This is a genomic window from Streptomyces sp. NPDC048416, assembly GCF_043200435.1.
Classification (GTDB): domain Bacteria; phylum Actinomycetota; class Actinomycetes; order Streptomycetales; family Streptomycetaceae; genus Streptomyces.
In genome coordinates this window covers 93,175-119,614 of the sequence record NZ_JBICXU010000017.1, presented here as the reverse complement: position 1 = coordinate 119,614, position 26,440 = coordinate 93,175, and the positions used below count along the sequence as shown (strand labels likewise).

The 26,440-nt window shown below is 71.5% G+C and carries 23 protein-coding genes; 17 read left to right on the top strand and 6 right to left on the bottom strand.

Going from position 1 to position 26,440, the window contains the following annotated elements; genetic code table 11:
* Window positions 1-336: 336 nt before the first annotated feature.
* Entirely contained in the window at window positions 337-1,284 is a 948-nt protein-coding gene (locus tag ACGFW5_RS21790) for an SDR family NAD(P)-dependent oxidoreductase (protein ID WP_393835924.1), read from the bottom strand.
* Between the two features lie 107 nt (window positions 1,285-1,391).
* Here ACGFW5_RS21790 and ACGFW5_RS21785 point away from each other — a divergent pair, with 107 nt between their 5' ends.
* From ACGFW5_RS21785 to ACGFW5_RS21775, 3 genes are all read left to right on the top strand, one after another.
* Complete coding sequence (locus ACGFW5_RS21785) at window positions 1,392-2,057, top strand: TetR/AcrR family transcriptional regulator (protein WP_393835923.1); 666 nt, start codon at window positions 1,392-1,394, stop codon at window positions 2,055-2,057.
* Window positions 2,058-2,743: 686 nt separating this feature from the next.
* On the top strand, window positions 2,744-3,187 hold the full coding sequence (locus ACGFW5_RS21780) for an NUDIX domain-containing protein (RefSeq protein WP_393835922.1): 444 nt from the start codon (window positions 2,744-2,746) through the stop codon (window positions 3,185-3,187).
* Window positions 3,184-3,717 carry an NUDIX domain-containing protein gene (locus tag ACGFW5_RS21775; RefSeq protein ID WP_393835921.1) on the top strand — a complete coding sequence of 178 codons (534 nt, stop codon included), beginning with the start codon at window positions 3,184-3,186 and terminating at the stop codon, window positions 3,715-3,717. Before ACGFW5_RS21780 ends, ACGFW5_RS21775 begins: the two co-directional genes overlap by 4 nt.
* A 339-nt stretch (window positions 3,718-4,056) precedes the next feature.
* Here the strand turns inward: ACGFW5_RS21775 and ACGFW5_RS21770 are convergent, their stop codons facing one another.
* The gene (locus ACGFW5_RS21770; protein ID WP_393835920.1) at window positions 4,057-4,959 is read right to left on the bottom strand and encodes a helix-turn-helix transcriptional regulator; all 903 of its coding nucleotides are present in this window, start codon (window positions 4,957-4,959) and stop codon (window positions 4,057-4,059) included.
* Window positions 4,960-5,169: 210 nt separating this feature from the next.
* On the opposite strand from ACGFW5_RS21770, the gene ACGFW5_RS21765 reads away from it, so the two are divergent.
* Window positions 5,170-5,931 carry an SDR family oxidoreductase gene (locus tag ACGFW5_RS21765; protein WP_393835919.1) on the top strand — a complete coding sequence of 254 codons (762 nt, stop codon included), beginning with the start codon at window positions 5,170-5,172 and terminating at the stop codon, window positions 5,929-5,931.
* 53 nt (window positions 5,932-5,984) lie between these two features.
* On the opposite strand, the gene ACGFW5_RS21760 is transcribed toward ACGFW5_RS21765, so the two are convergent.
* The gene (locus ACGFW5_RS21760) at window positions 5,985-6,905 is read right to left on the bottom strand and encodes an NADP-dependent oxidoreductase (protein WP_393835918.1); all 921 of its coding nucleotides are present in this window, start codon (window positions 6,903-6,905) and stop codon (window positions 5,985-5,987) included.
* An 83-nt stretch (window positions 6,906-6,988) separates the two neighbouring features.
* On the opposite strand from ACGFW5_RS21760, the gene ACGFW5_RS21755 reads away from it, so the two are divergent.
* Entirely contained in the window at window positions 6,989-7,558 is a 570-nt protein-coding gene (locus ACGFW5_RS21755; protein ID WP_393835917.1) for a helix-turn-helix domain-containing protein, read from the top strand.
* A gap of 505 nt (window positions 7,559-8,063) precedes the next feature.
* Here the strand turns inward: ACGFW5_RS21755 and ACGFW5_RS21750 are convergent.
* Window positions 8,064-10,994 carry a BTAD domain-containing putative transcriptional regulator gene (locus ACGFW5_RS21750; protein WP_393835916.1) on the bottom strand — a complete coding sequence of 977 codons (2,931 nt, stop codon included), beginning with the start codon at window positions 10,992-10,994 and terminating at the stop codon, window positions 8,064-8,066.
* 154 nt (window positions 10,995-11,148) lie between these two features.
* On the opposite strand from ACGFW5_RS21750, the gene ACGFW5_RS21745 reads away from it, so the two are divergent.
* The 3 genes from ACGFW5_RS21745 to ACGFW5_RS21735 all read left to right on the top strand — a co-directional run bounded on the left by ACGFW5_RS21745 (window position 11,149) and on the right by ACGFW5_RS21735 (window position 13,829).
* Window positions 11,149-11,499, top strand: coding sequence for a hypothetical protein (locus tag ACGFW5_RS21745; protein WP_393835915.1), 351 nt, complete (start codon window positions 11,149-11,151; stop codon window positions 11,497-11,499).
* Window positions 11,500-11,584: 85 nt separating this feature from the next.
* Window positions 11,585-12,505 (top strand): hypothetical protein, encoded by a 921-nt coding sequence (locus ACGFW5_RS21740; protein WP_393835914.1) that lies wholly within the window; start codon window positions 11,585-11,587, stop codon window positions 12,503-12,505.
* A gap of 601 nt (window positions 12,506-13,106) precedes the next feature.
* Window positions 13,107-13,829 carry a TetR/AcrR family transcriptional regulator gene (locus ACGFW5_RS21735; protein WP_393835913.1) on the top strand — a complete coding sequence of 241 codons (723 nt, stop codon included), beginning with the start codon at window positions 13,107-13,109 and terminating at the stop codon, window positions 13,827-13,829.
* Here ACGFW5_RS21735 and ACGFW5_RS21730 read toward each other — a convergent pair.
* The gene (locus ACGFW5_RS21730; RefSeq protein ID WP_393835912.1) at window positions 13,798-16,653 is read right to left on the bottom strand and encodes a BREX system ATP-binding domain-containing protein; all 2,856 of its coding nucleotides are present in this window, start codon (window positions 16,651-16,653) and stop codon (window positions 13,798-13,800) included. The genes ACGFW5_RS21735 and ACGFW5_RS21730 overlap by 32 nt on opposite strands.
* Window positions 16,654-17,110: 457 nt before the next feature.
* On the opposite strand from ACGFW5_RS21730, the gene ACGFW5_RS21725 reads away from it, so the two are divergent.
* The 9 genes from ACGFW5_RS21725 (at window position 17,111) to ACGFW5_RS21685 (ending at window position 25,558) form a co-directional block, all read left to right on the top strand.
* Window positions 17,111-17,596: a hypothetical protein gene (locus ACGFW5_RS21725; protein ID WP_393835911.1), complete on the top strand. Its 486-nt coding sequence runs from the start codon at window positions 17,111-17,113 to the stop codon at window positions 17,594-17,596.
* Entirely contained in the window at window positions 17,593-18,339 is a 747-nt protein-coding gene (locus tag ACGFW5_RS21720; protein ID WP_393835910.1) for a thioesterase II family protein, read from the top strand. The genes ACGFW5_RS21725 and ACGFW5_RS21720 overlap by 4 nt, the downstream gene beginning before the upstream one ends.
* A 96-nt stretch (window positions 18,340-18,435) precedes the next feature.
* Entirely contained in the window at window positions 18,436-19,326 is an 891-nt protein-coding gene (locus ACGFW5_RS21715) for a class I SAM-dependent methyltransferase (protein WP_393835909.1), read from the top strand.
* Between the two features lie 312 nt (window positions 19,327-19,638).
* Window positions 19,639-20,466 carry a BTAD domain-containing putative transcriptional regulator gene (locus ACGFW5_RS21710; protein WP_393835908.1) on the top strand — a complete coding sequence of 276 codons (828 nt, stop codon included), beginning with the start codon at window positions 19,639-19,641 and terminating at the stop codon, window positions 20,464-20,466.
* Between the two features lie 53 nt (window positions 20,467-20,519).
* Window positions 20,520-20,984 carry a group II truncated hemoglobin gene (locus ACGFW5_RS21705; RefSeq protein ID WP_393835907.1) on the top strand — a complete coding sequence of 155 codons (465 nt, stop codon included), beginning with the start codon at window positions 20,520-20,522 and terminating at the stop codon, window positions 20,982-20,984.
* Window positions 20,985-21,366: 382 nt separating this feature from the next.
* Window positions 21,367-22,593 (top strand): Cmx/CmrA family chloramphenicol efflux MFS transporter, encoded by a 1,227-nt coding sequence (locus ACGFW5_RS21700; RefSeq protein WP_393835906.1) that lies wholly within the window; start codon window positions 21,367-21,369, stop codon window positions 22,591-22,593.
* Between the two features lie 142 nt (window positions 22,594-22,735).
* On the top strand, window positions 22,736-23,485 hold the full coding sequence (locus ACGFW5_RS21695; RefSeq protein WP_393835905.1) for a methyltransferase: 750 nt from the start codon (window positions 22,736-22,738) through the stop codon (window positions 23,483-23,485).
* Window positions 23,486-23,597: 112 nt separating this feature from the next.
* Window positions 23,598-25,055 (top strand): NAD(P)/FAD-dependent oxidoreductase, encoded by a 1,458-nt coding sequence (locus ACGFW5_RS21690; protein WP_393835904.1) that lies wholly within the window; start codon window positions 23,598-23,600, stop codon window positions 25,053-25,055.
* Window positions 25,056-25,150: 95 nt separating this feature from the next.
* On the top strand, window positions 25,151-25,558 hold the full coding sequence (locus tag ACGFW5_RS21685; protein WP_393835903.1) for a RidA family protein: 408 nt from the start codon (window positions 25,151-25,153) through the stop codon (window positions 25,556-25,558).
* A gap of 80 nt (window positions 25,559-25,638) precedes the next feature.
* Here ACGFW5_RS21685 and ACGFW5_RS21680 read toward each other — a convergent pair whose 3' ends face one another.
* Window positions 25,639-26,223 carry a flavoprotein gene (locus ACGFW5_RS21680; RefSeq protein WP_393835902.1) on the bottom strand — a complete coding sequence of 195 codons (585 nt, stop codon included), beginning with the start codon at window positions 26,221-26,223 and terminating at the stop codon, window positions 25,639-25,641.
* Window positions 26,224-26,440 lie beyond the last annotated feature (217 nt).

Genomic DNA, 26,440 nt, shown 5'->3' with positions numbered 1-26,440 from the left:
TGACGGCCGCCGTTCCCGCCAAGGCCGGGCCCTCCACGTTCCTGGCCTACACCTGCGCCCGCACCGACGCCTCCGGGCCGCTCGTGAACTCCGCGCCGCTGCCCCGCATTTGGCGCGCACCTTCTTCCGCACCTCACCTGCAACAGCACTCGCCCAATCCCGACGGGCCGCCGCGCACCAGATCAGTGCCGGTCTCGCCGGCACCTCGAACGTCTTCGCTGCAAGCGCCCTGCACGGCGACGAGTGGATGGTCGCCATCGAAGCGGAGTGCGTGCGCATCGTCGGTCTTGGCGCCCGCTTGCGCCGGAAGGGGGCAGCGCCTGTTGCCAGCGCGGGCTACGGGGTGGCGGCCGATCCGGAGGAAAGCGGGTTCTGTCTGAACTCGGCGATGGGGAACTTCACCCCGGTGAGGTCTTCGGAGACGGCCCACAGCCGCTGCTGGACGGCTGCCTCGTACGACTGCGGGCTTGAGGTGACCAGCCGGGGGTGGCCCTTGATCTGGTTGCGTCCGCCGGGGCCGTAGTACTGGCCGCCGAGCGCGGCGGGGTCGGTGGCGGCGCGCAGGGTCGGCAGCGCACCCATCGCCGGCGTCTGGGTGATCAGAGGCGCGAGCCAGGTGAGCGGAAGCCGGAGGGTCGCGGGGCTGTTGCGGGCGAGCTCGGTGCTGGACATTCCGGGGTGTGCGGCCACCGCGACGGTGGTGCCGTGCGTGGCGAGCCGGCGCTGCAGCTCGTAGGTGAACATGAGGTTGGCCAGTTTGGACTGACCATAGGCGGCGGCCCGGCTGTAGGACCGCTCCCAGTGCAGGTCGTCGAAGTGGATCGCGGCCCGGATGCGGTGGCCGGTGCTGCTGACCGTCACCACGCGCGAGCCGGGCACCGGCAGCATCAGGTCCAACAGCAGCCCGGTGAGCGCGAAGTGGCCGAGGTGGTTGGTGGCGAACTGCATCTCGAAGCCGTCCCGGGTGGTCTGCTTCGGGGTGTACATCACGCCTGCGTTGTTGATCAGCAGGTCGAGCCGGCCGAGCCGGGACCGCAGCGCCGCCGCCGCGGTCCGGACGGAGTCGAGCGAGGTCAGGTCCAGCGCCTGCACGGTCACGTCGCCGGTCATGCGTGCCGCGGCCTGCTCGCCCTTCTCTACGTTGCGCACGGCAAGCACCACGGAGGCCCCGCGCTCGGCGAGCGCCTTGGCGGTCTCGTACCCCAGGCCGGTGTTGGCCCCGGTCACCACGGCCACCCGCCCGCGCTGGTCGGGAATGTTCGCCGTCGTCCACTTTTCACGCATGTCGGGCTCCCACCTAATTACGTACCGGAGGTATTTTGTGATCACGACGTTAAAGTACCTGCGGTATGTTGTCAACGTACCGCAGGTACTTAGTTAGGATGGTGATCGTGACTTTCCAGCGGGCGCGGACCGAAGAGCAGCGGGAGATCCGCCGACGGGCGATCCTCGACATGGCGTCGGCGATGCTCGACGAGATGCCCGTGGCCGCGGTCACCCTGAACGAGCTCAGCCGCCGCGTAGGACTGGCGAAGCCCAACGTGCTGCGCTACTTCGAGTCCCGCGAGGCGGTCCTGCTGGAACTGCTGGACCGCCTCCTGCAGGAGTGGCTGGCGGAACTGGCAGGCGAGTTGGCCGCCGGCATCGACGAGGATCTGCCCATGGCCGAGCGAGCGGCAGCGGTGGCCGAGATACTCAGCCGCTCACTTTCCGGCCGAGTGGTGCTGTGCGACCTCTTCGGCGCACAGAGCGGCGTCCTGGAACACAACGTCTCCGTCGAGGTCGTCGCACGCTACAAACGCGCCTCCCTGGACCGCCTGACAACCATGACCGCCCTGCTCCTGAAGTACCTGCCGGAGCTGGCCGAGAACGCGACGCTGTTCAGCTTGCAGACCATGCTCATGGCCGGCGCGCTGCCGGCGTACAGCACACCCTCGCCCAGCCTGCAGGCGGCCTACCAGGCCGAACCCGACCTCGCCCGCTTCCACCTGGAGCTGAAGGACTACTTGAAGCTGGCCCTGACGGCAACCCTCCTGGGCGCGCTCCCCCGCAGCTGACCTGCGGCGCACTGGAACAGGAAAAAAGCCTCGCACCTCGCGCACCTCCCGCACCTCCCGCACTTCTCGCACTCCGCACACTTCTCGCACGCTCGGACGGTGGAGGCCGGGGGCCCGAACGCAGCGCTCGGACGCCTACGCCCGCACCCTCAACAGGGATTTCGGAATCGGGCAGGCGACCCCGGACCACATCCCCGCGTTCCCCGGACGCCCCATCTCGCCGGTGTCGGGACTCAGGGCGGAAGCCGTCCCCAGCGAGGTGGTCTGGGGTGAGGTGGCAGTGCCGTCCCACCGGTACGACACCACCTGGACCCAGGACGGCTGGACCTGGGACCGGGACGTTCGCCCACACCCGATCCCTACGTCACCGGTACTCCTCGGTGAATTGCCCAGTGTCAGGCGACCGTTACTCCGCCCCCGGTGGAGTCGGGCCGGAAAAGGATGGCAGTCCAAAGCGGCCCCCCTCCAACTCCCTCGCGATCAAGAAAATGCAATCACCGATTCGGGTGGCCGGACCCTCAGGAGTGATTCGAACCCAAGATCACGAGGGCGCGGCCCCGCACCATGGGCCGCCCAGGTCGCATAGAACGTTCGAGCGACCATTCGCTCCGCGCTCACCGTTACGCATGACCGGCACAGCGAGTTTTCCGAGCACCTGTCCGTACTGATGCCATCGGAGGAGCCCCGTGCCAGTCCAGCCCAACATCGTCGGCGTACATCTTGTGTTCGAACACCTCGGTCAGGTTCTCCTGCAACGCCGCTCCCCCACCGCGAAGTTCGCCCCCGACACCTGGCACGTCCCCGCCGGGCACCTGGAAGCGGAATCGGCCACCGCCTGCGCGGTACGGGAATCGGACGACGAGCTCGGCGTGCACATCGAACCCGAGGACCTGCGCCTCGCCCACGTGGTCCACTGCCGCGACACCCCGGGCAGCATCCCGCGCATCGGCCTGTTCTTCCGTGTGATGGCCTACCGCGGGACCCCGAAGATCTGCGAGCCCGACCGGCACGTCGCCCTGGAATGGCACCCTTATGCGGCGCTGCCCACCCCGCTCGTGAACTACACCGCCGTCGCCCTCACCGCCATCGCCGCGAACCGCCTCTACACCGCCATGGGGTGGGGCGCATGAGCACACCGAAACAGAGTCCCGCGCTCGTCGGCTCGGCTGCTGCTGCCTTCATCCGGCGCGGCGATGGCCGGGTCCTGCTCGTACACCACGCGGGCACCGGCCACTGGGTGATGCCCGGGGGCAAGGCCGACGACGGTCCCCATGGGGGCGAGACGCCGCGCGAGTGCTGCGAGCGCGAGGGCCGTGAGGAGACAGGGGTCACGGTCAGCGCGGGCCGGCTTCTCGTCGTGCAGTGGCTGCCCCTTGGCCGCAACGGCGCCTATGCCCACAAACCGTTCGCCTGCCACCTGTTCGTCTTCGCCGCCACCATCGGTCCCGACGCTCTCGACGCCATCCGGGTGCCCGAAGGCGAACTCCTCGACTGGGCCTGGTGGGACCCAGCGGTGGCCCCCGCCACGCCGGGGGTGATGGACGCGACGAACGGCCGTCTGCTGACCGCCGCCACCCGGGTCGCGGCGGGTATCGAGGCAGCCCCCGTCTACCTGGAAGAGTTGCCCGCTCCGCGTACGGCTGGGGGTGCCGGCCGGTGAAGCTCAAGCGGAAGCAGAAGATCCTCGGCGAGCAGGCGCTGTCCTCCTCCGAGGAAGCTCTGTTCGGCGGGTCGCTACGGTACGACCTGGGCTGGAACAAACACGACGCAGCGTTCCTCGAACTCAACCTGCGGGCCATGCTCGTCAGGCTCCCCCGGCTGATCGCGCTCACCGTGCAGCTCGCCTGGCAGGCCGACCGGCAGGCACTGCGCCTGGTCGCCGGAGCCGAGACCGGCCGGGGCATCTGCCAGGCCATCGGTCTCATCGCCGTCAACTCGCCGCCCCGGCCGCCTTCGGGACCCTCTGCTTCTTCCTGCCACGCCAGTTGCGTGGTGTGGGTCAGGGCGTCCTGGGGCGAGGGGTGTTCGCCGGCCTGCTGCCGGCTGTGTCGGCGGGCTCGACGGGTCCGGTGGGCTCAACGGGCTCGACGGGTGATGACAGCGCGGCGAGGAGTCGCAGCTTCTCGTCGCTGTCGCTGTCCTTGTCGGGGTAGTAGAGGACGAGGATGACGTCGTCGATGGGCAATTTGTCGCGGTGGAGCCGGAGTTCACCGACGACGGGGTGGTGGAGGGTGGTGGTGCCTCCGTCGAGGTTGCGGACGTCGTGTCGGGCCCACAGGGTGCGGAACCGCCGGCTGGACAGGGCGAGCTCTCCGACCAGTTCGACAAAACGGGGGTTGCCGGTGTCGTCCCCGATGGTGGTGCGAAGGGCGGCGACGAAGTCGGCGGTGGCTTTGGCCCAGTCCTGCTGGAAGGCTTGTTCCTCCGGGTCGAGCAGGAGGGAACGAAGCCGGTTCTCGCCGGGCCGCAGTCGGGGCGAGAGGGCGACGGCCAGCGGGTTGGAGGCCAGGACGTCGAAAGCGCGCCCTTCGACGAACGCGGGGATCGTCAGGTGGGCGAGGAGCTGGTGCACCCGCGCCGGTACGTGCTCGGGGCGCTTGCGGCGCGGCGCCCTGGGGCGTGCTGCCGCGAGGCCGAGCAGATACGTCCGCTCGACATCGTCGAGGTGCAGGACGCGCGCGAGTGATCCGAGGACCTGAGGTGAGGGGTTCTTGTCGCGGCCCCGTTCCAGGCGCAGGTAGTAGTCCGGGCTGATTCCGGCGAGCAGGGCGACCTCCTCGCGGCGCAGGCCGGGTACGCGGCGGTTGCCGCCGGGCGGGATCCCCGCCTGGGCCGGGGAGATCAGCTCGCGCCGGGCGCGGAGGTAGCTGCCGAGCTGGTGGTCCGATTCCTCATCCTTCACGGCCCCACCGTAATGCGGTGCGTGCGGCACAGCGGGGGCCCTGGCAGGACCAGGCAGAACGGGGGCCCTGCCGCGGTCGGCGGGGCCGGTCAAGACTGGCGGCAGCACCGTCCGCGATCACTGTTCGAGAAGGACAGGGATCGGAGATCGTCACTGAGCAGCGCCGCGGTTCCGTACGCCGTGGGTGCTCGCCACTGAAGGGAAGACCTCGTGGATCTGTCCAACCGCACCGTTCTCATCGTCGGCGGGACGTCCGGCATCGGCCGGGAACTGGCCCGTCGGTTCGCCGCGGCGGGCAGCACCGTGGCCGTCGGCGGTCGCAGCGCCCAGGCGCTCGCCGAACTCTCCGACGAGGGCATCGGCACCTTCGCCATGGACGTCACCGACGGTGCCTCCGTCGCACGTGCCCGCGACGCCGTACTCGTCCGACACCCCGAGCTGGACACCGTGGTGACCATGCCGGGCGTCATGCTCCTGGAGGACCTGCGCGACCCGGCGCACTTCGAGGCGGCGCAGACGACGATCGACACCAACCTGGTCGGCACCATCAGGGTCGTCGACGCCTTCACCCCCCACCTGCTCCACCGCGGCGCCGGCACCTTCATCACCGTCACCTCCGGCATCGCCTTCCTGCCGTTCCCGCCCATGCCCACCTACGCCGCCTCGAAGGCCGGGGTGCACGCCTACTCCGAGGCGCTGCGCGCGCAACTGGACGGCAGCGGCGTCGGCGTCGTCGAACTCGTCCCGCCGGCCGTCGCCACGGCCGGGCAGGAGAAGGTGAATCCGCACGCACTGCCGCTCGACGACTTCGCCGCCGAGGTCATGCGGCTGCTCGCGCAGAACCCCACCCCGCACGAGATCCTGGTCGAGCGGGTGCTCACGCACCGCTGGGCCGAGCGCGACGGCACCTATGACGACCTCGTCGCACAGCGCTCGCGGGCCCTGGCCATGCTGCCCGGCCGCCAGGGCTGAGTTCTCGCACCGCGGGGTCGTCGCCTCGGCCGCTCAGTCCGCCTCGGGCCCGTTCACAGGGTGATCACGATCTTGCCGTGCACATGCCCCGCCGCCTGCGTCGTGACGGCTTCGCGGATCCGCTCGACCGGGTAGGTCGCCGCGATCGGCACCGTGATCTCGCCGGAGCGGATCGCGTCCGTGATCCGCTCCAGGGCACCCGGGCCCGCGTCGAGGGCGCCCGTCGCGCGCACGCCGGGCGGCGGGGCGGGGCCGTCGGCGACGACGGAGATCCGTTCGGGCGCCACGCCGAGTTCGAGCGCGGCCCCGACCGTCTCCCTTCCGAACAGATCGGTCGCGGCGGTGATCCCCTCGGGGGCCAGGGCCCGCACCCGGTCCGCAAGGCCGGGGCCGTACGCCACGGGTTCGGCGCCGAGCCCGCGCAGGAATCCGAAGGTGCGCTCGGACGCGGTGCCGAGCACCCGGGCACCCGCCCGCTTCGCCAGCTGTGTCGCGAAGACGCCCACGCCACCGGCCGCCCCGCCGATCAGGACGGTGTCGCCGGCATGGAGCCCGATCGCGGCGAGCGCCGCGAACGCCGTCAGGCCGGCCACGGGAAGCGTGGCCGCCACCTCGTCCCCAACGCCGTCCGGGGTGTGCCGCAGCGTCGCCTCGGCCGGCTTGACCAGCACGTGATCGGCGACGGACCGGCCGATGGCGGCGCCGAACACCCGGTCGCCGACCGCGAATCCGGTGGCGTCGGCGCCCACCTCGTCCACCACTCCGGCGAAGTCGCTGCCGAACCCGGCAGGCAGGGTGATGCCGAAGCGTGCCGCTGTCTCGGAGCGTGCGGCGATCTGCCAGTCCATCGGGTTGAGCCCGGCGGCCGTGACCCGGACGCGCACCTCGTCCGGTGCGGCGTGCGGCTCGGGTATCTCGTGCACTTCGAGCACGTCGGGATCGCCAAATCGCAGGTAACGCACGGCTTTGCTCATGGGTGACAGCTCCTGGCAAGTGATGGGACTTGGTCTCATCGACCCTACTACAGTGATGGGACGAAGTCCCATACACTGGTCCCATGGCTCGATGGCAACCCGACGCATCCGAACGACTCGCCGCCGCCGCCCTCGATCTCTTCGAGGAGCACGGCTACGAGAACACGACCGTGATCGAGATCGCGGAGCGCGCGGGGCTCACCAAAAGCACGTTCTTCCGGTACTTCAAGGACAAGCGCGAGGTGCTTTTCGGCGGGGGCACGGTGGCGGGTCTGCTCGCCGAGGCGATCGCAGCGGCGCCGTCGGCGGCCGGGCCGCTCGACGCGGTGGCGGACGCCCTTGACGCGCTCGGCCGGACGTTCTTCACCGCCGACCGCCGCGAGTTCAGTGGCCGGCGCCGAGCCGTGCTGAACGCCACCGCGGAACTGCGTGAACGCGAGGCCCTGAAGCGGATCGACCTCACCGACGCGATGATCAAGGCCCTCAACCGGCGCGGAGTCCCGGGCCTGACCGCGCGCGTCGCCGCGGAACTGGGCTCCCTCGCCTGGGAGATCGCCTACGACCAGTGGATCGGCACCACCCACGGCGAGGAGTTCGGCCCGCTGGCACGGCAGGCGCTCGCCGACGTACGCGCTGACGCGGCGGTGTGCTGAGCGCGCCACGGCCGGCACCGCGGGAGGCCGGCCCGTGACCCCCGCCCGTGCCGGTCCCTCGACCGCCGACGAGGACCGGGCCTGCCGGGCCACGGCATGCGGCGCCGGATCGCGGCATGCGGCCGGGTCGCGGCATGCGGCCGGGTCGCGGCATGCGGCCGGGTCGCGACACACCGCCGGGTCATGGCATGCGGCGCCGGCTCGCGGCATGCGGCCAGGTCACGACACACCGCCGGGCCACGACACACGGGCGGATCGCGGCACACCGCCGGAGCACGGCACACCGCCGGAGCACGACACACGGCCGGACCGTGGCACACCGCCGGATCGCAACATGCGGCCGGGTCAAGGCACGCGGGCGGATCGCGGCACACGGCCGGAGCACGGCACACCGCCGGATCGCGGCGGTCAACGGTGGCGCCGCCCGGTCCGGCGTTCCATCGGCAGACCGGGCGGCGCCGGTGCGCCGGCGACGGTCAGGGGGTGTCTGGTGGATCAGGGCGGCTCACGGAGACGAGGGGCGCGCCGCGCGCGCCTGGTTCGTGTCCGCGATCAGCTGCCACAGCCGCAGCGCCCGCCCCCGGTGCCGGCCTGCCAGGTCGTGGGCGCCGGCGGCGGCGTCCAGGTCGCCGAGCAGTTGCCAGCAGGCCGCCTCGTCCTGGCCGTCGCCGTGCCGGTGGAACAGTCCCGCCGCGCGCTCCAGCGCCGGACCCGCCCGGTCCCGGTCGTGTTGCCCGGCGTGTACCCGGCCGACTTCCAGCAGCGTGTACGCGACGCATCGCTCGTCGGCCAGTTGCTCGAAGGCGGCCAGCGCCTGCCCCAGACAGCGGAGCGCTTCGTCCGGGTCGCCACGCCGGTCGTGCAGCCGGCTGAACCTCCGCAGCACGACGGCCACCCGATGACCGTCGTCGAGTGCCCTGGCCCGGTGCAGGGCGCCGTCGAACCAGGTCTCCGCCTCGTCGAGTTTGCCCTGCATGAGCTTCATCACGCCCATGGAGCAGAACAGTTGCGCCTCGATGTGCTGATCGCCCGAACCGACCGCGATGGCCAACGCGTGCTCGACCCGTTCGAGGGCTTCGTCGTCACGGCCCTGTACGCGGCTGACCGTACTCAGCATCGCCACCGACAACGCCTCGCCGCGCTTGTCCCCGCCGTCGCGGCACAGACCGACCGAGGACTCAAGGGCGCGGGTGGCGGGCCCGAACTCGTCGCGGTAGATGTGGAGTTGGGCCATGCCGCGCAGCAGTACGGATGCGCCGTGCGCGTTGCCCGCGGCCTGCGCCGCCTCCAGCGCGAGCCGGTGTCCGTGCTGCCAGTCCTGGTACAGACACCGGTGGTCGTAGTAGGTCGCCGTGCCGGCCGCCAGTTCCCAGGCAATTTCGTCCAGGCCCCAGTCCACGGCCAGTTTCACCGCGCCGAGCAGGTTGTCGCGTTCCGCGTCGAACCAGCCGAACGGGTCGGCCATCAGCCGGTCCGTGACCGCGTCGGGCAGCGACCGGCGCGGCGCCGTGCCGGGCTCGGCGGTCAGCAGTCCGCCCGGCAGCCGTTCGGTGGCGCCCGCGACCAGAGCGAGCCAGACGGACAGCACCCGGATGATCGCGTCCCGCTTGTCCGCCTCCGGCAGCGCGTCCGCGTTCTCCACGGCACAGGTCCTGATCAGGTCGTGCAGCCGGTAACGCGGCTCGCCGATGGCGTCGGTGGCGGTCAGGCGGACCAGGCTTGCGTCGACGAGGGTGTCCAGGACGTCCTCGCCGTCCGGGCGGTCCAGCAGCGGGCCGACCACCCAGCCGGGCAGGGTGTAGGCGCCGAGCAGGCCCAGCAGACTCAGCGCGCGCACCGCGTCGGCGGGCAGCAGCCGTAGGCTCAGCTCCACGCTGGCGCGCACGCTGAGGTCTCCTATTCTCAGCTCGGCCAGTCGCCGTGACTCGTCCTCGATCCGTTCCCGCAGCACCCGCAGCGACCAGGCCGGGCGGCCCGCGAGTTTGCCGCTGGCGATCCGGATCGCCAGCGGCAGGTTGCCGCAGCAGTCGAGGATGGCGTCGGCCTCCCCCGGCTCCCGCTCGACCCGCCGCCGCCCGACGATCCCGGTGAACAACTCCCGCGCCTCCGCCGGACTCAGCACGTCCAGGTCGATGTGGCGAGCACCGGGGAGCTGCGTCAGCAGGGTGCGGCTGGTGATCAGCACGGCGCAGCCGTCGGCCGCGGGCAGCAGGGGCAGCACGTGATCGGCGTGACCGGCGTCGTCCAGCACCACGAGCATGCGACGGTCCACCAGCAACGACCGGTAGAGCGCGGCCCGTTCGGCCAGACCGTTCGGGATCGCGCTGCCTGCGACGGAGAGCGCGCGCAGCGCCTCGGCCAGCATCAGGCCGGGGTCGCGCGGCTCGTCCGACGTCGCGGCGAGGTCGAGGTAGAGCTGGCCGTCGGGGAAGGCGGCGCTCGCCAGCCGTGCGGCGTGCGTCACCAGACAGGACTTGCCGACACCGGGACCGCCCACGACGACGGCCACCGGGGCCCGGTGCCGCGCCGGCCCGTCGAGCAGCCCCGCGATCTCTGCCAGCGCCTCGTTGCGGCCCACGAAGTCGCTGACGTCGAGCGGCAGTTGGCGTACCGGCATGGCCAGGGCGAGCCCGACGTCCGTCCGTCCGGAACGCTCCGGTGGTGCACCCAGGGGCGCATCCGCCGGATCGGGGGCCGTCAGAGCGGGGTCGGCGGTGAGGATGCGCCGGTGCAGTGCCTGGAGCGGCGGGGTGGGGTCGACGCCGAGTTCGTCGGACAGTGTCCGGCGCAGCCGCTCGTACACCCCCAGCGCCTCGCCCTGGCGCCGGCACCGGTAGAGAGCGAGCATCAGGTGTTCGGCGACCTGCTCGTCATAGGGATGCTCGCGGAGCAGGGCGGTCAGCTCGTCGACGGCCTCTCGATGGCGTCCCAGAGTCAGCTCGACGGCCAGACACTGTTTCCATGTCGCCGCGCGTTTCTCGTTCAGCCGTGCGGAGTCGGTCTCCAGGACGTGGCTGGAGATGTCGGCCAGTGCGTTGCCGCGCCAGCAGGCCAGCGCCCGCCGCAGCGCGGCAGCTGTCTCGGACGGCGCCGTGTGCCGTTCGGCGAGGTATCGCTCGTGCTCGAATTCCAGCAGGTCCAGCTGGTCCGCGGCCAGGTGGATCTCGTAGCCGCCCCGCCGGGTGCTGATCAGGGAGCCGGGGGCGCCGCGGGCGAGAAGGTTGCGGCGCAGACCGGAGACGGCGTCCTGGATCTGACGGACAGCGGTGGCGGGCGCGTCGGCGTCCCACATCACGGCGACGAGCCGTTCCATGGCGACGACCTTGTTGGCGTCGATCAGGAGCGCCGCCAGCATCTTGGCCTGCCGCGGCCCGTTCCACCGGACCTCGCGTCCGGCCACCCCGGCGTACAACGGCCCCAGCACGCCGAATCTCATGTATCCCCCGACACGTGAAAACGGACGCCGCCCCCCGGCTGATCTGGCGTTAGGACGAATGCAGGACGGCCGACGGGCTCTCGCCCCCAGCATCACCGTAGCGGGGCTCGCCGTACGGCGGGATGGTCCCGCGGGATCCCGAAGGAGAAGTGTCTTGAACGTGCGCCAAAAGTTCGTCTCCGGCGCCTTCGCCGGAGCCCTGGTACTCGCGGGTGTCGCGGCAGCCGCTCCGGCAGGCGCGATCAGCAATGTCGGCTGCAACAACAACACCCTGCACGAGTGGAGTTACACCCACGACTACTGCTACGCCGGCAGCGGCGACGGGTGGGCCAACATCTCCGAGGTGTACAAGACGACCTCGGGGAACAGCGGGAGCGTGACCGACATCAGCGTGCAGGGGGTCAACCACAGCGTCCCTCTGAGCGCGGGGATGACCGTCAACTACGAGCAGCGGTACGGGTCATGGGGGAACGTGTACGGGGTTCACATCAAGTACATCCCGTAGCGGAGTGCCGTCGGCGGTGGCCCTGGGCGAGCGCCGGCGGCGCCTACGCCCTGCCGAGTCCCGGGACCTGTTGAGATGAGCCAAGATGAGACACACGGGAAGAGTGGCTGTCGGGCTCGCGGTGCTGCTGTTGAGCGCCGGGTGCTCGGGCCGGGCATCCCGGCCGCCCGCACCGGCGCTCGGGCCGATCCCGACGATCACCTCGGTCGACGCCATCCATGTGCCGATCGACGCCTACATACCCACCTCGGCCCAGTTCCTGGCCTTGCAGAAGGCCGCTGACGTGGTGTCGGCGCGTTGTATGCGCGGCTACGGACTGCCCTACCATCCGCCGGTCATGGACGGATTCGACGGGTTCGCCCGGCAGAACAAGGTACGTACCGCTCTCTACGGCTTCTTCGACCTGTCCACGGCCCGCGGCAAGGGGTACGACACAGAGCTCGCCAGTCCTGACGGCACGTCCGGGGAAGTCCCCTACACCCCGACGGAGATGGGTGTCCTGCGCGGCCAGAGCGCCACCGGAACCACCGTGGCCACCTACAAGGACAAGAAGGTCCCTGCCGGAGGGTGCCGTCAGCAGGGTATCGCCGCCATCGGGGGGCCGCCCGTCGTACCCACCGCCGAAGCGCTCCCGGAACAAGGCCCCGTGGTCCCCTCGGACGAACCCCACATGAAGGCGGTCAACGCGCGCTGGTCGGCCTGCATGCGAGACAAGGGGTTCGACTATCCCGACCCGTGGGCGGCTTACACCAGTCCGAAGTGGAGGTCCGCTGCTGCCGGGTCGTCCCTTCGGCAGGCCTCGCACACCTCGGAGGAGATCGCGACGGCCACCGCCGATGTGGAGTGCAAGCTGTCCACCAACCTGGTCGGCGTCGCCGTGGCCGTCGAGATTGCCTACGACCGCCAGTACATCGAGGCGCACTCCGCTCAACTGGCGCAGTTCCAACGGGCACTTGACGATCGGTTGCGCACGGCCGCGCGGCTGACGAGCACCGGCTCGGCATGACGGGGCCGGGCAGCGGTCCCCCGGCGCACCTCACGCCTGAGCGCCAGACGTACGCGACTGCGCCGAGCGTGGTCGTGCCCGCCGCCGCCGATGCAATTGAGCCGAGGACGCCTCGCGGGCGCGGCCCGGGTGCGCTGCGCGACAGACGCCGTGCGCCCGCCCCCACGACCGGCGTCGGCCCCGGCACGTGTCACGGCACAGGACCTGACCAGGCTCGCTCACGCGTGGACCTCCACAAGGGCAGGTCGGGTATGCCCCCGGCACCCCCGGCCTGTCGGAGCGTCCCGCCGGGGCGCGGGGACCCGTGCGACCAGCCACGGCTGCCCCGCACGTCGGGGGTGCGCGACGGGCGGCGGGGCCGCCCGGCGGCTCCGCGCCCGGTGCGTCCTTCGGGTGCGGCGGCGCCCCGGCGTCAACGGCTTGGCCCGGGGCGGAAAGACGTCTCGGCGTCCGGCGTGGCCGGGGCGAGGAGTGCCGTGGCGCGAGGCGCGGTGTGACGGTTCACGGGAGCGCGGTGCGGGGCCGGCGCGAGGCGCGGAAACACGACAGTCATGTTTCGTCAGCTCCGTTTCCGTACCGGAGGCCGCCCCGGTGCGAGAGGATGACGCTCCCCAAGTCCCCGACCTCGGAGCGAGCGATGCAGCCGCTGACGCGTCCGCACATCGTTGCGGCGGGACTGCGTCTGCTGGAGCGCGAGGGCGCGGCCGGTCTCAGTATGCGCAAGCTCGCGGGCGAACTCGGCAAGGCTCCCGCCGCCGTCTACAAACACGTCAGCGACAAACGGGAGCTGATGTCCCTGCTGTTCGACGAGGTGTCCAGGCGCATCGAGCTGCCGGGCCCCGGGGACGACCCCCGTACGGCCATCGTGGCCGCGGCGCAGAGCGCGCACCGGGTCCTTGAGGCGCATGGGTGGATCGCCACCGGGATGATCGACGGCCCCCTGCTCGGCGTCACCTCGATGCGTCTTTCCGAGTTCATCCTGGACGCCCTCGTCCGCAAGGGGATGAGCGACGTACAGGCCGCGCGCCTCCAAGTCGCCATCTGGGAGTACCTGGTGGGGCATCTGGTGGCCGCGCGGGCCGGGTCGCCCGTCATGTTCCCGTGCTCGGCGGCGCAGGACGACGCGGAGGACTATCCGACCGTGCGCCGGGTCGCCCCGCTCGTCGCCGAGATGAGTGACCAGGAGCGGTTCGACGCGGGGCTGCGGGTCCTGCTCGACGGGGTGTTCACCGAAGCGCACACACCGCACGCCCCGCCGGGGGGCGCGGCCGCGGGCGAGGCGTCGTCGTCCGTCAGCCGGTCCGCAGCTGACGTGGCGGGGTGAGCGCGGTGCGGAACTGGCGGAAAAGGACCGGTGCCGTCGCGGGCTCCTCCTCCGGCGGGAAGTACTTGGTCAGCTCGTGCCGCCTGCTGATCCTCAACTTCCGGTAGGAGTGGGTGAGATGGGACTCGATGTTCCGCAGGCTCACCCGGAGCTGACGGGCGATGTCGCGGTTGCTCATCCCGCGCGCGGCCAGCTCGGACACCTGCCGTTCGGTGGGGGTGAGCAGCGACTGGGCGGAGTCCTTGCGCGGATCGGGCCGGCCGCCCGCGTACCGCAGCTCCCACTGCACCGCCTCCACCAGCCCGTCGGCGCCGAGCGAGATGGCCACCTCGTTGGCGCGGTGCAGCAGTTCGCGGGTGCGCCGGGCCGTGCCCGCCTGGCGGTGGGCCCGCCCGGCCTCGTACAGCGCGTGGGCGAACAGCAGCGGCGTCGGGGACGGTTCGAGGATGTCCAGCGCCTGGTCGGCGAGGTGCAGCGCCTCGCACCCCGAGCTCGCCGAGGCCTGTGCGATCAGGGCCCGGCCCAGGGCGAAGGGCGCGTTCCAGCGGCGGGCGAGCTCGGTCTCCTCCCGGGCGACGCGTCGGGCCGCGGCCATGTTGCGCTGCGCCAGCAGGAGGGCCGAGCGGCTGGAACGCCACGGCAGGACAGCCGGGTTGACGACGCCCCTGCGGGCCATCTCCTCCTCGCACTGGGCGATCAGGTCGAGACCGCGCGGAACCTGGCCGAGCCGGCCGAGCGCGCGCCCGGCGCTGTGCAGCAGGTGCAGCCGCCACCAGGTGCGGGGCTGCTCGCCGGCGAGCGGCGGGGCCTCGTCGAGCAGGGCGCTGGCCGCGGCGATGTCGTTCTTCTCCAGGGCCACGTCGATGAGGACGCTACGGGCCAGGGCCCCCACGTGGTACGCGGAGGCGCAGATCCGGGTGAGCAGTTCGAGCGACTGGCGGGCGTCGTCCCGGGCGTCCGCGAGCAGACCTCGGTGCAGTTGCACCAGGGCGCGTACGGCCAGGGCTTCGGCGATCCGGATCACCGTGCCGTCGGCGCGGGCGAGGCGCACCTCGGTGTCCATGTGCCGCATGGCCTCGTCCACGTCGCCCGCCCAGAGCAGCGCGAGCAGCGCGTGGTACCAGGTGTCGGAGCCGTACGGGGCGCGGGGCACGGTCAGGGAGCGGTTGGCGATCCGCCACGCTGCCTGCGCCGAGTCACCGCTGGCGGCGCGCAGCAGCAGCACCCGTTCGAGCCGGTCCTCGCCGTCGCCCCAGTCCTCGGCGCGGTAGCTGCCCTCGTGGAGGCGGATGTGGGTGAGCCGTTCGCGCAGCCGGGTGGCGGACGAGGGGTCCGACGTGCCGATCTCGCCGCGCGCCCGCTCCAACACCTCGCGGGCTGCGGTGAGTTCGTCCAGGCGCAGCAAAATGTCGGACAGCCGCAGCGCCTCATGGATCCGCTGGTCGGGCCTGAGGGGGCCGGCGGCGTGCACGGCGAGCGCGCGGGCGGAGGCCGGCAGGTCGAGGGCGGTGAGTGCCTGGATCCGCATGTCCTCGGCCCGGGCGGCCAGTTCGTCGGGTACGCCGTGCAGGACGGCCTTCTCGATCAGCCGCCGGGCCCTGGCGGGGTCACGGCCGACCATGCCGTGCGCGGCGTCCAGGAGCAGCCTGACCATCCACGGCTCGTCGAGCCGGTGGGAGCGCAGCAGATGGGCGGCGACGTCCTCGGGCGGCGCACCCCTGCGCCGCATGAACTGGGCTGCCAGCAGGTGGAGTTCGGCGCGCTCGGCGCACGGGATGTCCTGGTAGAGGAGCTCGGACAGGAGAGGGTGGCGGAACTTCATGTCGTGCGGGCACAGCAGCCCCGACTCGGTGAGCCGCGACAGGCTGCGGCAGGCGTCCTCGGTGGGCACGCCGCACAGGTCGGAGAGGATGCCGGGATCGAGCGGCGGCCCCAGGGTGCTGGCCGCGCGGGCGATCTTCAGGCCGAGCGGGTCGAGGCGGTGGAGCATGCACAGGATGCGCTCCTTGACCCCCTGGAGGTGCATCCGTTCGTCCGGCTGGCGGGTGGGTGCCTGCTCGGCGAGGACGTCGTCCACGAGATGGCCTGAACCGCTCGGGGCCGCCCCGCCGGGGCCCGTCGGCACGCTGCGTATCTGTTCGGTCAGCAGATAGGGGTTGCCCGCGGCGCCCGCGACCAGCGCGTCCACCGACTCGTGGTCGTGGCCGCACAGCGCGGCGGCGAGGTCGGACGCGGCGCTGGGGCTCAGATCACGCAGGTGGATGTGGCGGTCGGGGCGGACGCCCTCCATCAACTCCACCAGCAGGTGCTGGTCGCTCGCCGACTCCCCGCAGCGTTTGGTCGCGAGCAGCACCACCGGCAGGTTGGCGAGGCGACGGCTGAGGAAGCCCAGCCACAGCAGGGACTCGCGGTCGGCGTGCTGGACGGAGTCGACCGTCAGCAGGATCGGGGAGCACCGCGCGGCCCGGCCCACGTCGGCGCAGAGTTCGGCGAGCAGCGGGTAGTCGGGTCCGGCAGGACCGCCGTTGTTCCCGGTGGCCGAGGCGAGGGCGCGCCCCCAGCCCTGAGCCGTCTGGGGCAGCGTGCCCAGGAGCTGGTGCACGATGCCCAGCGGGAAGTGCTGTTCGACGGGGGACGCGGTGGCGGAGAGTACGACCATGCCCTGTTCGCGGGCGGTTGCCTCGGCCCAGCGCAGGAGTGAGGTCTTGCCCGTCCCGATCATTCCCTCCATCAGCGAGACCGCGCCCGCACCCGCGACAGCGGAATCGAGCATCTCGGTGATGATCTTGAATTCTTCGCTCCTGCCGAACAGCTCCTGGGGCATCGCCCTAGATCTCCTGCCTGAACAGTGAATGACTGGACGACGCAGCGGGTCCGGTGAAACGCGTGTGCGAACCAGCACCGTCAAGGCCATTTTTCGGCCACTGCCAAGCCGTTGTCACCCTGGCAGAAAGAGCTTCTTCGGACAATTGTGACGGCGAATTCGAGCCCTCCGCAACGCCCACCGACCGCTGGTGAACGGTGTACACCTCTGCTGCGTCCAGACGCTAGCACGGCCTCTGTTGAATTTGTATGACCGCTTCCGGCCGAAGGAATCGATACGTGTTCCATCGGTCATTCCTTCGGCCCCACCGTATTGATGTGCGCGGGTACCGCATGGGTACGGTCTGCGCGGCATTGCGGAGGTGACCGGCGGGGCGCCCGGAAAACGCCCATCCGGATACTGGCGAATTTGCCCCGCGCGTCAATGGCGAAAATCTGATGGAAGGATGGGTGCTCGCGTGACCGCGACCAGTGAGGAGTTTCGCCCGTTATGGGAAATCCGCCCGGCCCTGTCGCCGTCGGTTCCCGCATCGGCCGAGTTCGGCCGTACCGAACAGTTCCTACTGACCCTGACCGGCCTTTTGCCGCTGGTGTACGAGCAGGCCTGGCAGGCGGTACTCGGCTCCGGCTTCCGGCTCCAGATCATCGACTGGCGGGCCACCCGTGCGGACGTGCAGGACGCCCGCCTCGCCGAGCGACTTGCCCAGGAGTCGGCCGCCTGGCCGCCCTTCGGCCAGGGACTCCCGATGCGCGCCACGCTCATCCGCCGCGACGAGCGCACCTGGTCCTTCGCCTGGCGCTACACACGCGGATTCATGGACCGCGCGGCGGGCCTGCGCCTGCTCGACCAGGCCACCGAGGCGTATGCCGTCCTGCTGCGCGGCGGCATCCCGGGACGACCGACGGGCGCCGGCGACCTCTTCGCGGGAGCGGTGGGCCGATGACCGGCGAGAACTCGGTGCGGCTCTTCTGCCTCCCGTTCGAAGGCGTCTCGGCCGGCGTGTACCTGCCCTGGACCGAAGCCACCGGCACCTCGCTCGTCATCACTCCCGTGGAGCTGCCCGGCCGCGGACACCATCCGCGCACCGGCCCGTGCCGCGGCCTTGAGCCGCTGCTGGCCGAGATCATGCCGTACGTGGCCCGCATGTGCGACCGGCCGTTCGCGCTGTACGGACACGGCTTCGGCGCCCTGCTCGCGTACGAGATGGCGGCCCGGCTGGAATGGGAGCACGACGCGGTGGCCGAGCGGCTGTACGTGTCGGGTTCCGGCATCCCGCACCGGCCCACCGCGCCGGAGCGTGCGGTGAGCCTGCTGCCGGACGCGGCCATGATCCGCAGGCTCCGCGACCGTGGCCGGATGCCTCCGGTCGCCCGGGACCCGCGGCACGCGGCCAGGGCGCTGCACGCGCTGCGCGCCGACCTCGGCGTCATGGAGGCCTACCGGCGCGACCCGCGCCACGTCCTGCACTGCCCGGTCACCGCGATGGCAGGGGTGGCGGACCGCGGCCTGACCGAAGCGGACCTGACCGGCTGGCGACGCTGCACCCGGCGTGCCCTGCGGGTGGAGACGTACCCCGGCGACCACTACTTCCCGCTGACCGCACGGCACGAACTCCTCGACACCTTCGCGCGCGACCTGATCCGGCCGGCGGCCGCCCGGCGCCTGCTGTCGGCAGCCGGATACTGACCCCGGACCGGCGCCGGAGCAGCCCGGTCCCTGAATCGGCAACAAGAATTGCCCGGCATCCGCGGCGTCCACATCCTGGCCGCTGGAGGTGACCGTATGACACCCACACACCGCGCCCGGGGCATCGACGACGAGGCCCCTGGCGCCGAGCCGGAGCAAGACGCGGAACTGCACTCCGGTTTCCTGACGGAGGCGGCGCACTGGCTGCGGGACCTGCTCGGGCCCGAGGAGCGGGCCACGGCGGCGGTCCGCCGCATCCTCGACGTCGGCAGCGGGCCCGGAGTGGCCTCCTGCGGCCTGGCCCGCGTCTTCCCGCAGGCGGACGTCGTCGCCGTGGACCGCTCCACCGAACTCCTCGCCGAGGCCAGGGTCCGCGCCGCCGAGCGCGGCCTGAACGGACGGATCACCACCCAACGGGCCGAACGGCCCGAGCAGTTCGGCCGGCTCGGACCGGCCGACCTGATCTGGACCGGCAACGTCTGCCGTCACCTGGGCGACCAGCAGGCGGCGCTGGGGAGCCTGGCGTCCGCGTTGCGGCCCGGCGGCATGCTCGCCGTCGCCGAACGCGGTCTTGCGCCGCGCTACCTGCCCCGTGACATCGGCATCGGCAGACCCGGCCTCCAGGCCCGCCTCGACTCGGCCCTCGAAGAGCGGTTCGCCGCCGGGCGCGCCCGGCTGCCGGGCGTCACCTCCGTCGTCGAGGACTGGCCCTGCATGATGGCGTCCGCCGGACTCGTCCCCACCGGCAGCCGCACCTTCCTCATCGACCTTCCGGCCCCGCTGGGTCTGACGGCGCGCCGGCATCTGCACACCCGGCTGCGCCGGCTCCTCGACGAACTCGGCGACGAGCTGGACCTCGTGGACCGCCTGACCGTGGAACAGCTCCTGGACGGGGACGCCTGTACGGGCATCCTGTGGCGCCCCGACGCCTTCTACCTCGCGGCGGTCACCGTGCACACGGCCCGCCTCTGCCGGCCCCGGGCCTGACCCCTTCGGTCCGGCCCCGCTCGCGGCCAGGACCGCCCGGTGCGGCCCCCGGCACACGGGTTCCGTTTCGTGCCCCCGGGCACCTTCTCGCGGTGACCTCCCCCCACTTCGGACGGCCCGCGGCGCTCGCGCCGCGGGCCGTTTCCGCGCGTCCGCACGACCGTAGGGCGACCACGGCACCAGATCCTTCGGTCAGTCCTGCGGTCGCACCGTATTGAGCGGCACTCCCCCGCACTCCTACGTTCCTTCCCAAGCGGCCGGCCCGACGCAACAGGGCAGCCGGACGGGACCCGAGCGAGTGGCGGAGGACGCGTGAACATAGGGATTCTTGGCCCGCTGCACGCCGAGACGGACGGGGTGCCCGTCGTTCCCACCGCGGCGAAGATGCGGCAGGTCCTGGCACTGCTCGCGCTCCATCCGGGACAGCTCGTCCCGGTGACCACCCTGCGCGAGGAGCTGTGGGGGCCGGTGCCGCCGCGCAGCGCGCACACCACGTTCCAGACGTACATCCTGCGGCTGCGCCGCACCCTGGCCGAAGGCTTCGACGGCCCGGAGGGACCGGCGAGAGCGCGCCGGCTCCTGTCCACCGGACACGGCGGCTACGTGCTGCGGGTGGCCGAACTAGACGTGGACGCCTTCGCGTTCCAGCGGGCCGCACGGGCCGGCCACGCGGCCTTCACGGACGGAGACAGCGAGCGGGCTTCCCGGCTGCTGCGCCAAGCGCTTGCGCTGTGGCGGGGACCGGCGCTCGTGGACGTACGGACGGGCTCGGTGCTGCGGACCCACGCGGCCGCTCTGGAGGAGAGCCGGATGCTCGCCACCGAGCGGTGCGTCGACGCCGAGCTCCGGCTCGGACGGCACGCCGAACTCCTCGCCGAGCTGGTCGCCCTGACGCAGCGTCACCCCTGCCACGAGGGGCTGCACGCCCTGGCCATGGTGGCCTTCTACCGCGCGGGACGGCAGTCCGCGGCGCTCGACCTGTACCGCAGGCTGCGCCGGGGGCTCGTCGAGGAGCTGGGCCTCGAACCCGCTCCGCGACTCCAGCGGCTGCACCAGGCGATGCTCACGGTCGACCCCCGCCTCGACACGGTCGCGCGGGGCGGCCCGCCGACGCCGGCCTTCGACCTGTACGCGGCCTGAGCACCCCGCACGCCGCACCACGGACACCGAGCACCCACAGAAGAGGTGACACAGTGACGGACCAGATCCCCACCCTGTACGAGCGGGCCGGCGGCGCCAAGGCGCTGGAACGGCTCACCGAGGAGTTCTACCGGCGCGTCCGCGAGGACGAGACGCTGGCCCCGCTCTTCCAGTACATGGAGGACGACCACCCGCAGCACGTCGCGACCTTCCTCAGCGAGGTCCTTGGCGGCCCCGAGCACTACACCGAGCAGCACGGCGGCTACCCGCACATGGTATCCCGGCACCGCGGCCGGTCCATCAAGCCCGAGCAGCGGGCGCGGTGGGTGGAGCTGATGCTGGAGGCCATGGACACCGTGGGCCTGCCCGAGGACGCGGAGTTCCGGTCGGCGTTCGTCGGCTACATCGAGTTCGGCTCGCGCCGCGCAATGGCCAACTCCCAGCGGGGCGCGGCTCCTTCGAGCCGTACGACCATCAAGAAGTGGGGCTGGGGCGAGGCCCTGCCCGGCGATGACTGAGACGGCGCCCGGGCCTGACGGGCGGCTTCGCCGGATCCCGCTCGCACGTCCCTGGTTCGGCAACAAATGTTGTCGGCCCGCCACGCACGGTTCCAGCATGGGGACCACTGGTCACCACCGCGATCACATGGACAGCCACGGCGTCCGTGCCCCGCGGGCGACGGCCGCGGGAGCCAGGAGGCGCCGCACTCCGCACGCCCCGAGGACCGGCGTCGCACGCCCGCCCTGATCCGCTCGCCCGAACCATCCGAACAAGGAGTTCGCCCATGCGTTTGATCACCCCTGTGCCGGTGCACAGCGGCTCCGCGCAGCCACATCCCGAGTGCGTCCCGTCGCGGCACGGCCGACGGACGGCCGACGTGCGGACGGGAGGCGGCAGCCGATGAGCGCCCAGACCGAAGCTCACGAGGCGACTCCCCAGAAAGCCGGCAACCGGCTGCCGTTCGCGGTCTATCTGCTCGCGTTCAGCCTGTTCGCCATGGGCAGCGCCGAGTTCCTGCTCGCCGGCGTCCTGCCCGACATCGCCGACGACCTGGACATCTCCCTCTCCTCCGCCGGCGCGCTGATCTCCGCGTTCGCCATCGGCGTGGTCATCGGCGGGCCGCCCCTCGCGGTCCTGACGCTGCGCTGGCCGCGCCGGACCACCCTGGTCGTCTCGCAGGTCCTGTTCGCCGTGTTCGTGGCGGTCGGCCTGGTGACCAGCAGCCTCACCGTGCTCATCGTCACGCGCTTTTTGTGCGGTCTGGCCTACGCCGGGTTCTGGGCGGTCGCCGCGGTCACCGCGATCGGACTCGTCACCCCCGACCGCACCGCCCGCGCCTCCGGCGTGGTGGTCAGCGGGCTCAGCATCGCCATGGTCGCCGGTGGTCCCGCCGGCGCGCTCCTGAGCCACTTCACCGGCTGGCGGGGCGGGTTCTGGGCGGTGGTCGCCCTCACGGTGCTCGGCGCGATCTCGACCGCGGCCGTCGTCCCCGTGACCAAGGCCGTCCAGGAACCCAGCGTGAGCCGCGAGTTGCGCACGATGCGCAAGCCGCAGCTGTGGGTGGTGTACGCCGCGACCCTGCTGAGCACCGCCGCGTACATGATCTCGTACAACTACATGGCGGCCTTCCTGACGGACGTCACGGGCGTCGACTCCGTGTGGGTGCCCGCGATCCTCGTGCTGTTCGGCATCGGCGCCTTCGGCGGCCTGTCCGTCGGCGGCCGGATCGCCGACGGGCGCCCCCATCACGCGCTGCTCATCGGCGCCGGCGGCATCCTGGTCACCTCGGTGCTGCTCGCCGTCCTCGCCCACTACGTCATCGCCGTCGTCGTCCTGGTGCTGCTCCTCGGCGTGGCAGGCTTCGTGCTCAACCCGGCCATCTACGGGCGGGTGTTCACCGTGGCGTCCGATGCGCCGACGCTCGCCGGCGCCACCGCCGTCTCCATGTTCCAGCTCGGCATCAGCCTCGTCCCGGTCCTCGCGGGCATCGCCATCGGGGCGGGCGCAGGACTGGACTCCATCCCGTGGCTGGGCGCGGGCATCGCCGCGCTCACCATCCCCGTCGTCCTGATCGAACGGACGATGGCCCGCAGCCGGGCGTGGAGCCCGCAGACCAGCGAGGGCTGACCTCGCACGCCTGCTCCAGGTCCGTGCTCACGCATCACCGTCCGGCACCCGCTCGCCCGTCTGCCGGCCGCAACCCATCGCAAGGAGCCGCGGAGAAATCCTCGTCGAGGTTTTCTCCGCGGCTCCCCTGAGGGAGGACCCCATGGACAACAAGCTCGGTTACGAACTCGGCAACTGGGTGGTGTCGCAGATCCAGAGCCCGGACCGTCCCACGCGCACGACCTTCACCCTGCTCGACCAGGAGTGGGACCTGCTCCCCGAGGTCTTCCCGCCCTACACCGACCCGGGTCCCGAGCTGTTCGCCTCCTGGGTGCCGTACGAGAAGGGCAGCCGGTTTTTGGAGATGGGCTGCGGTGCCGGACTCGCCGCCGTGCTCGCCGCGCAGAACGGCAGCGAACGCGTGGTCGCGCTCGACATCAACCCGGCCGCGGCGGAGAACACCCGTCGCAACGCGGTCCGGCACGGGGTGTCCGACCGGGTCACGGCCCTCACCAGCGATCTGTTCGACGCCCTGGAGCCCGGCGAGCCGTTCGACCTCGTCTTCTGGAACACCCCGTTCATCGAGGCGCCGACGAGCCGCCCCTACGCCGGCCAGATCGAACGCGCCGTCTTCGACCCCGGATACGAGATGGTCCGCCGTTTCTTCCGCGACGTCGTGCCCCATCTGGCACCCGGCGGCGAGGTCTACCTCGGGACCAGCGAGGCCATGGGCAACAAGGACAAGATGCTGCGGGCCGCGGCCGACGCCGGTTTCGAGGGCCGCCGCTACCGCAGCCAGTCCGCCGAACTCCCCGCGGCGGACTTCCCGCAGTCCCCGGTGGTCGCCGCCCACACCACCGAGCGCGGAACCGTGGACATGGACTTCACGATGTACGCCTTCCAGCGCCGCTGACCCGCTGTCCCGGCCCCGCCGGGACAGTCCCCGTACCGAGTGACGAGCGCCAATTCAGACGAATGCGAAGTCAGACGAAGGCGGCACGGCCGCCCCGGAAGATGGGAATGTCATGAGCGCCAACGGGAACGCGAACGCCGCCGGCTACGACGTCGCCATTGTCGGCAATGGAGTCCTCGGGCTCTCGCTCGCATGGGTCCTGGCACAGCGGGGGCAGCGGGTCGCCGTGCTGGGCCAGCCGCACCGCCCCTGGGCAGGATCGACCGCGTCCGGAGCGATGCTCGGCTGTTTCGGCGAGGTCACCACCTCGCTGCTCGCCACCGAGCAGGGCCGCGCCAAGCTCGAACTCGGCATCCAGGCCACCAAGTTGTGGCCGCAGTGGCTGGCCGAGCTGGAGTCGGGCACCGAGGGTGCCCCGGTGAAGACGGCGAACGGCACCACCGTCATCCTCAACACCATCGGCATGGCCGAGATCGACGACGCCAACTACAACGCCATCCGCGCCGAACTCACCCGGTACTCCGAGCCCTTCGAGGACGTCGACGCCACCGACGTCGACTGGGTGGACGCCGAGCCGATCTCCCGGCCGCTGAAGGCCTTCCACATACCCGGCGAGCACGCCGTCAACTCCGCCGCCCTCCTGGAACGGCTCGAACAGGCCGCCGTCCGGGCCGGCGCCACCCTCGTCCCCGAGTTCGCGTCCCGCGTCGTGCACCAGGGTGAGCAGGTGACCGGAGTCGTCACCGCCTCCGGGCGGACGATCAACGCGGACCATGTGACGCTGGCCGCCGGCGCGCGCAGCCAGGAGCTCCTGGACAGCCTGCCCATCGGCTCCCGCGTCCCCCGTCTGGTCAGCGGCTACGGCGTCTCCTCGCTGATCAAGACGCAGGACGGCACCATCCCCGACAGCGTCATCCGCACCCCCAACCGCTCCTTCGCCTGCGGCCTGCACGTCGTCCCGCGCGGCGACGGGCACGTCTACCTCGGCGCCACCAACGTCATCTCCGTGGAGCCGCGCGACACCGCGGAGATGCGCGACCTCGTCTTCCTCCTCCAGTGCGCCCACCGGCAGGTCCGCCGCAACCTCTGGAACAGCGACGTCGCCAAGGTGCAGGTCGGCAACCGCCCGGTCTCCATGGACGGCTCCCCGCTGCTCGGCCAGGGTGGCATGAAGGGCCTGTGGATCATGACCGGTACCTACCGTGACGGTCTGCACCTCTCCCCGCTCCTGGCCCAGGACTTCGCCGCCCGGATCCTCGGCGAGGAGCCGCAGGCCGACCTGGACCGCTTCACCCCGCTGCGGCAGCCCCTCACCACGGGCACCCGCGAGGAGATCGTCGACGTCCTCATCGACCACCAGATGGGCATCGGCTACGAGCAGGACTGGACGATCCCCGTCGAGTGGCACCAGTGGATCGAGATGGACCTGCGCCCGGCGACCCTGGCCTGGGCCAACGAGCTGGACCCGGAGTTCACCCCGCCGGCCGAGCTGCTGTTCGCCTCCCGCTTCGACCCCGAGCTGGTCAGCCTGCTGCGCAAGTACTACGCGACCTGCCGCGAGAACAGCTGACCCCCGCCCGACCCACCCCGCACCACACAGCCGCCGTGCGGGCGGCCGGGCACAACCGCCGCCGCCCGCACGGCACTTCGAGAAAGGACAGTGCCATGGCAGTCGAGGCGATAGACCCGCCCGGCCTCCCCAAGCCCTACGGATGGCGGCAGCTGGCCGTCGGCACCGGCAGCCGGGTGATATTCCTCAGCGGCCAGACCCCGCGCACCGCCGACGGCGAGCCGGTCGGCATGGGCGATCTCGCGGCCCAGACCGAACAGGTCTACCTCAACATCGCCGCCGGCCTCGAAGCCGCCGGCGCCACCTTCGACGACGTCCTGCGGCTGACCGTCTACGTCGTGGACTGGTCGCTCGACAAGTGGGAGGCCATCACCGCCGGCGCCGGGCGCGCCGCCGCCAAGCTGGGTGCGGACGTCATCCGGCCCACCACTTTGGTCGGGGTCGCCACCCTCGCCGAACCCGACTTCCTCATCGAGGTCGAGGCGACGGCCATCGCCTCCTGAGGCACCCGCGCACGACGAGAGGCCCCGCCGTTTCCGGCGGGGCCTCTCGTCGTGCGCGGGGGGAAGGGGGCGGGGCCGGGTCAGCGCTGTTTGGCGAGGAGGTCGTCGATCACCGTGGCCACCGTCTCGGGCGAGGGCAGCGCGGGGTGGTGGCTCGTGGTGCCCGTGGTCGGGTCGAAACCGTCGTGCCACTCGGGCTCGTTGACGATCCCGCCGTCCTCGCGGATCTGCGCGATGTTGCGCTGGACGGCGGGCTTGTGCCACATGGCGGCGCCCATCACCGGGAAGTGCACCACGGGGTAGTCCACCGAAAGGGCCACCGTCATCAGCCGGTTGGGAGCGGCCCCGCCCGCCGCCGCGGCGAGCGTATGGGCCGTGCTCGGCAGGACCGCAACAATGTCGTGGTCGCGGGCGAGCCGGCCCGGCTTGTCGGTGGGCCAGTGCGCCGGGGACTCCCCGTGCACCACGCGTTCGGCGAACAGCGCGAGGCTGTCGGGGGAAATGAACGAGGCCGCGGTGTGCGTGAGGAGAACCGTGAACGTGCTGCCCTCGATCCGCCGGCGCATCGCCTCGATATACGAAGGAAGCAGGGTCACCGCAATGGATCCGGTGGCCCCGACGAGTATGCGTTTCCCGGCCGTTCCCGGGGAGGTCTGCTTTTCCATGCCCGATGATGTCGCCGCGCTCCCACGACCGGTCAATGGCCGGGTCCGGATTGCCCCGGCCCGGTCCAGCGGGAGTACAGCGCCGGTCGAGTGCGGACCGAACCCTACGGTCGTCCCTACGGTCGGACCGTATTGAGACCGTTTGCCGCGCTGCCTAACCTCCGATTGCGTACGGGAATTCGAAAGCCCACCAAGGCATCTGATGAAAAGGGGCGGA

Excerpts from the sequence above, each read along its gene's own strand:
- ACGFW5_RS21790 (WP_393835924.1), bottom strand. The coding sequence starts at position 1,284 with ATGCGTGAAAAGTGGACGACGGCGAACATTCCCGACCAGCGCGGGCGG.
- ACGFW5_RS21685 (WP_393835903.1), top strand. The coding sequence starts at position 25,151 with ATGGCAGTCGAGGCGATAGACCCGCCCGGCCTCCCCAAGCCCTACGGA.
- ACGFW5_RS21695 (WP_393835905.1), top strand. The coding sequence starts at position 22,736 with ATGGACAACAAGCTCGGTTACGAACTCGGCAACTGGGTGGTGTCGCAG.
- ACGFW5_RS21735 (WP_393835913.1), top strand. The coding sequence starts at position 13,107 with ATGACGCTCCCCAAGTCCCCGACCTCGGAGCGAGCGATGCAGCCGCTG.
- ACGFW5_RS21740 (WP_393835914.1), top strand. The coding sequence starts at position 11,585 with ATGAGACACACGGGAAGAGTGGCTGTCGGGCTCGCGGTGCTGCTGTTG.
- ACGFW5_RS21750 (WP_393835916.1), bottom strand. The coding sequence starts at position 10,994 with ATGAGATTCGGCGTGCTGGGGCCGTTGTACGCCGGGGTGGCCGGACGC.
- ACGFW5_RS21715 (WP_393835909.1), top strand. The coding sequence starts at position 18,436 with ATGACACCCACACACCGCGCCCGGGGCATCGACGACGAGGCCCCTGGC.
- ACGFW5_RS21760 (WP_393835918.1), bottom strand. The coding sequence starts at position 6,905 with ATGAGCAAAGCCGTGCGTTACCTGCGATTTGGCGATCCCGACGTGCTC.
- ACGFW5_RS21730 (WP_393835912.1), bottom strand. The coding sequence starts at position 16,653 with ATGCCCCAGGAGCTGTTCGGCAGGAGCGAAGAATTCAAGATCATCACC.
- ACGFW5_RS21700 (WP_393835906.1), top strand. The coding sequence starts at position 21,367 with ATGAGCGCCCAGACCGAAGCTCACGAGGCGACTCCCCAGAAAGCCGGC.
- ACGFW5_RS21690 (WP_393835904.1), top strand. The coding sequence starts at position 23,598 with ATGAGCGCCAACGGGAACGCGAACGCCGCCGGCTACGACGTCGCCATT.
- ACGFW5_RS21755 (WP_393835917.1), top strand. The coding sequence starts at position 6,989 with ATGGCTCGATGGCAACCCGACGCATCCGAACGACTCGCCGCCGCCGCC.
- ACGFW5_RS21720 (WP_393835910.1), top strand. The coding sequence starts at position 17,593 with ATGACCGGCGAGAACTCGGTGCGGCTCTTCTGCCTCCCGTTCGAAGGC.
- ACGFW5_RS21680 (WP_393835902.1), bottom strand. The coding sequence starts at position 26,223 with ATGGAAAAGCAGACCTCCCCGGGAACGGCCGGGAAACGCATACTCGTC.
- ACGFW5_RS21775 (WP_393835921.1), top strand. The coding sequence starts at position 3,184 with ATGAGCACACCGAAACAGAGTCCCGCGCTCGTCGGCTCGGCTGCTGCT.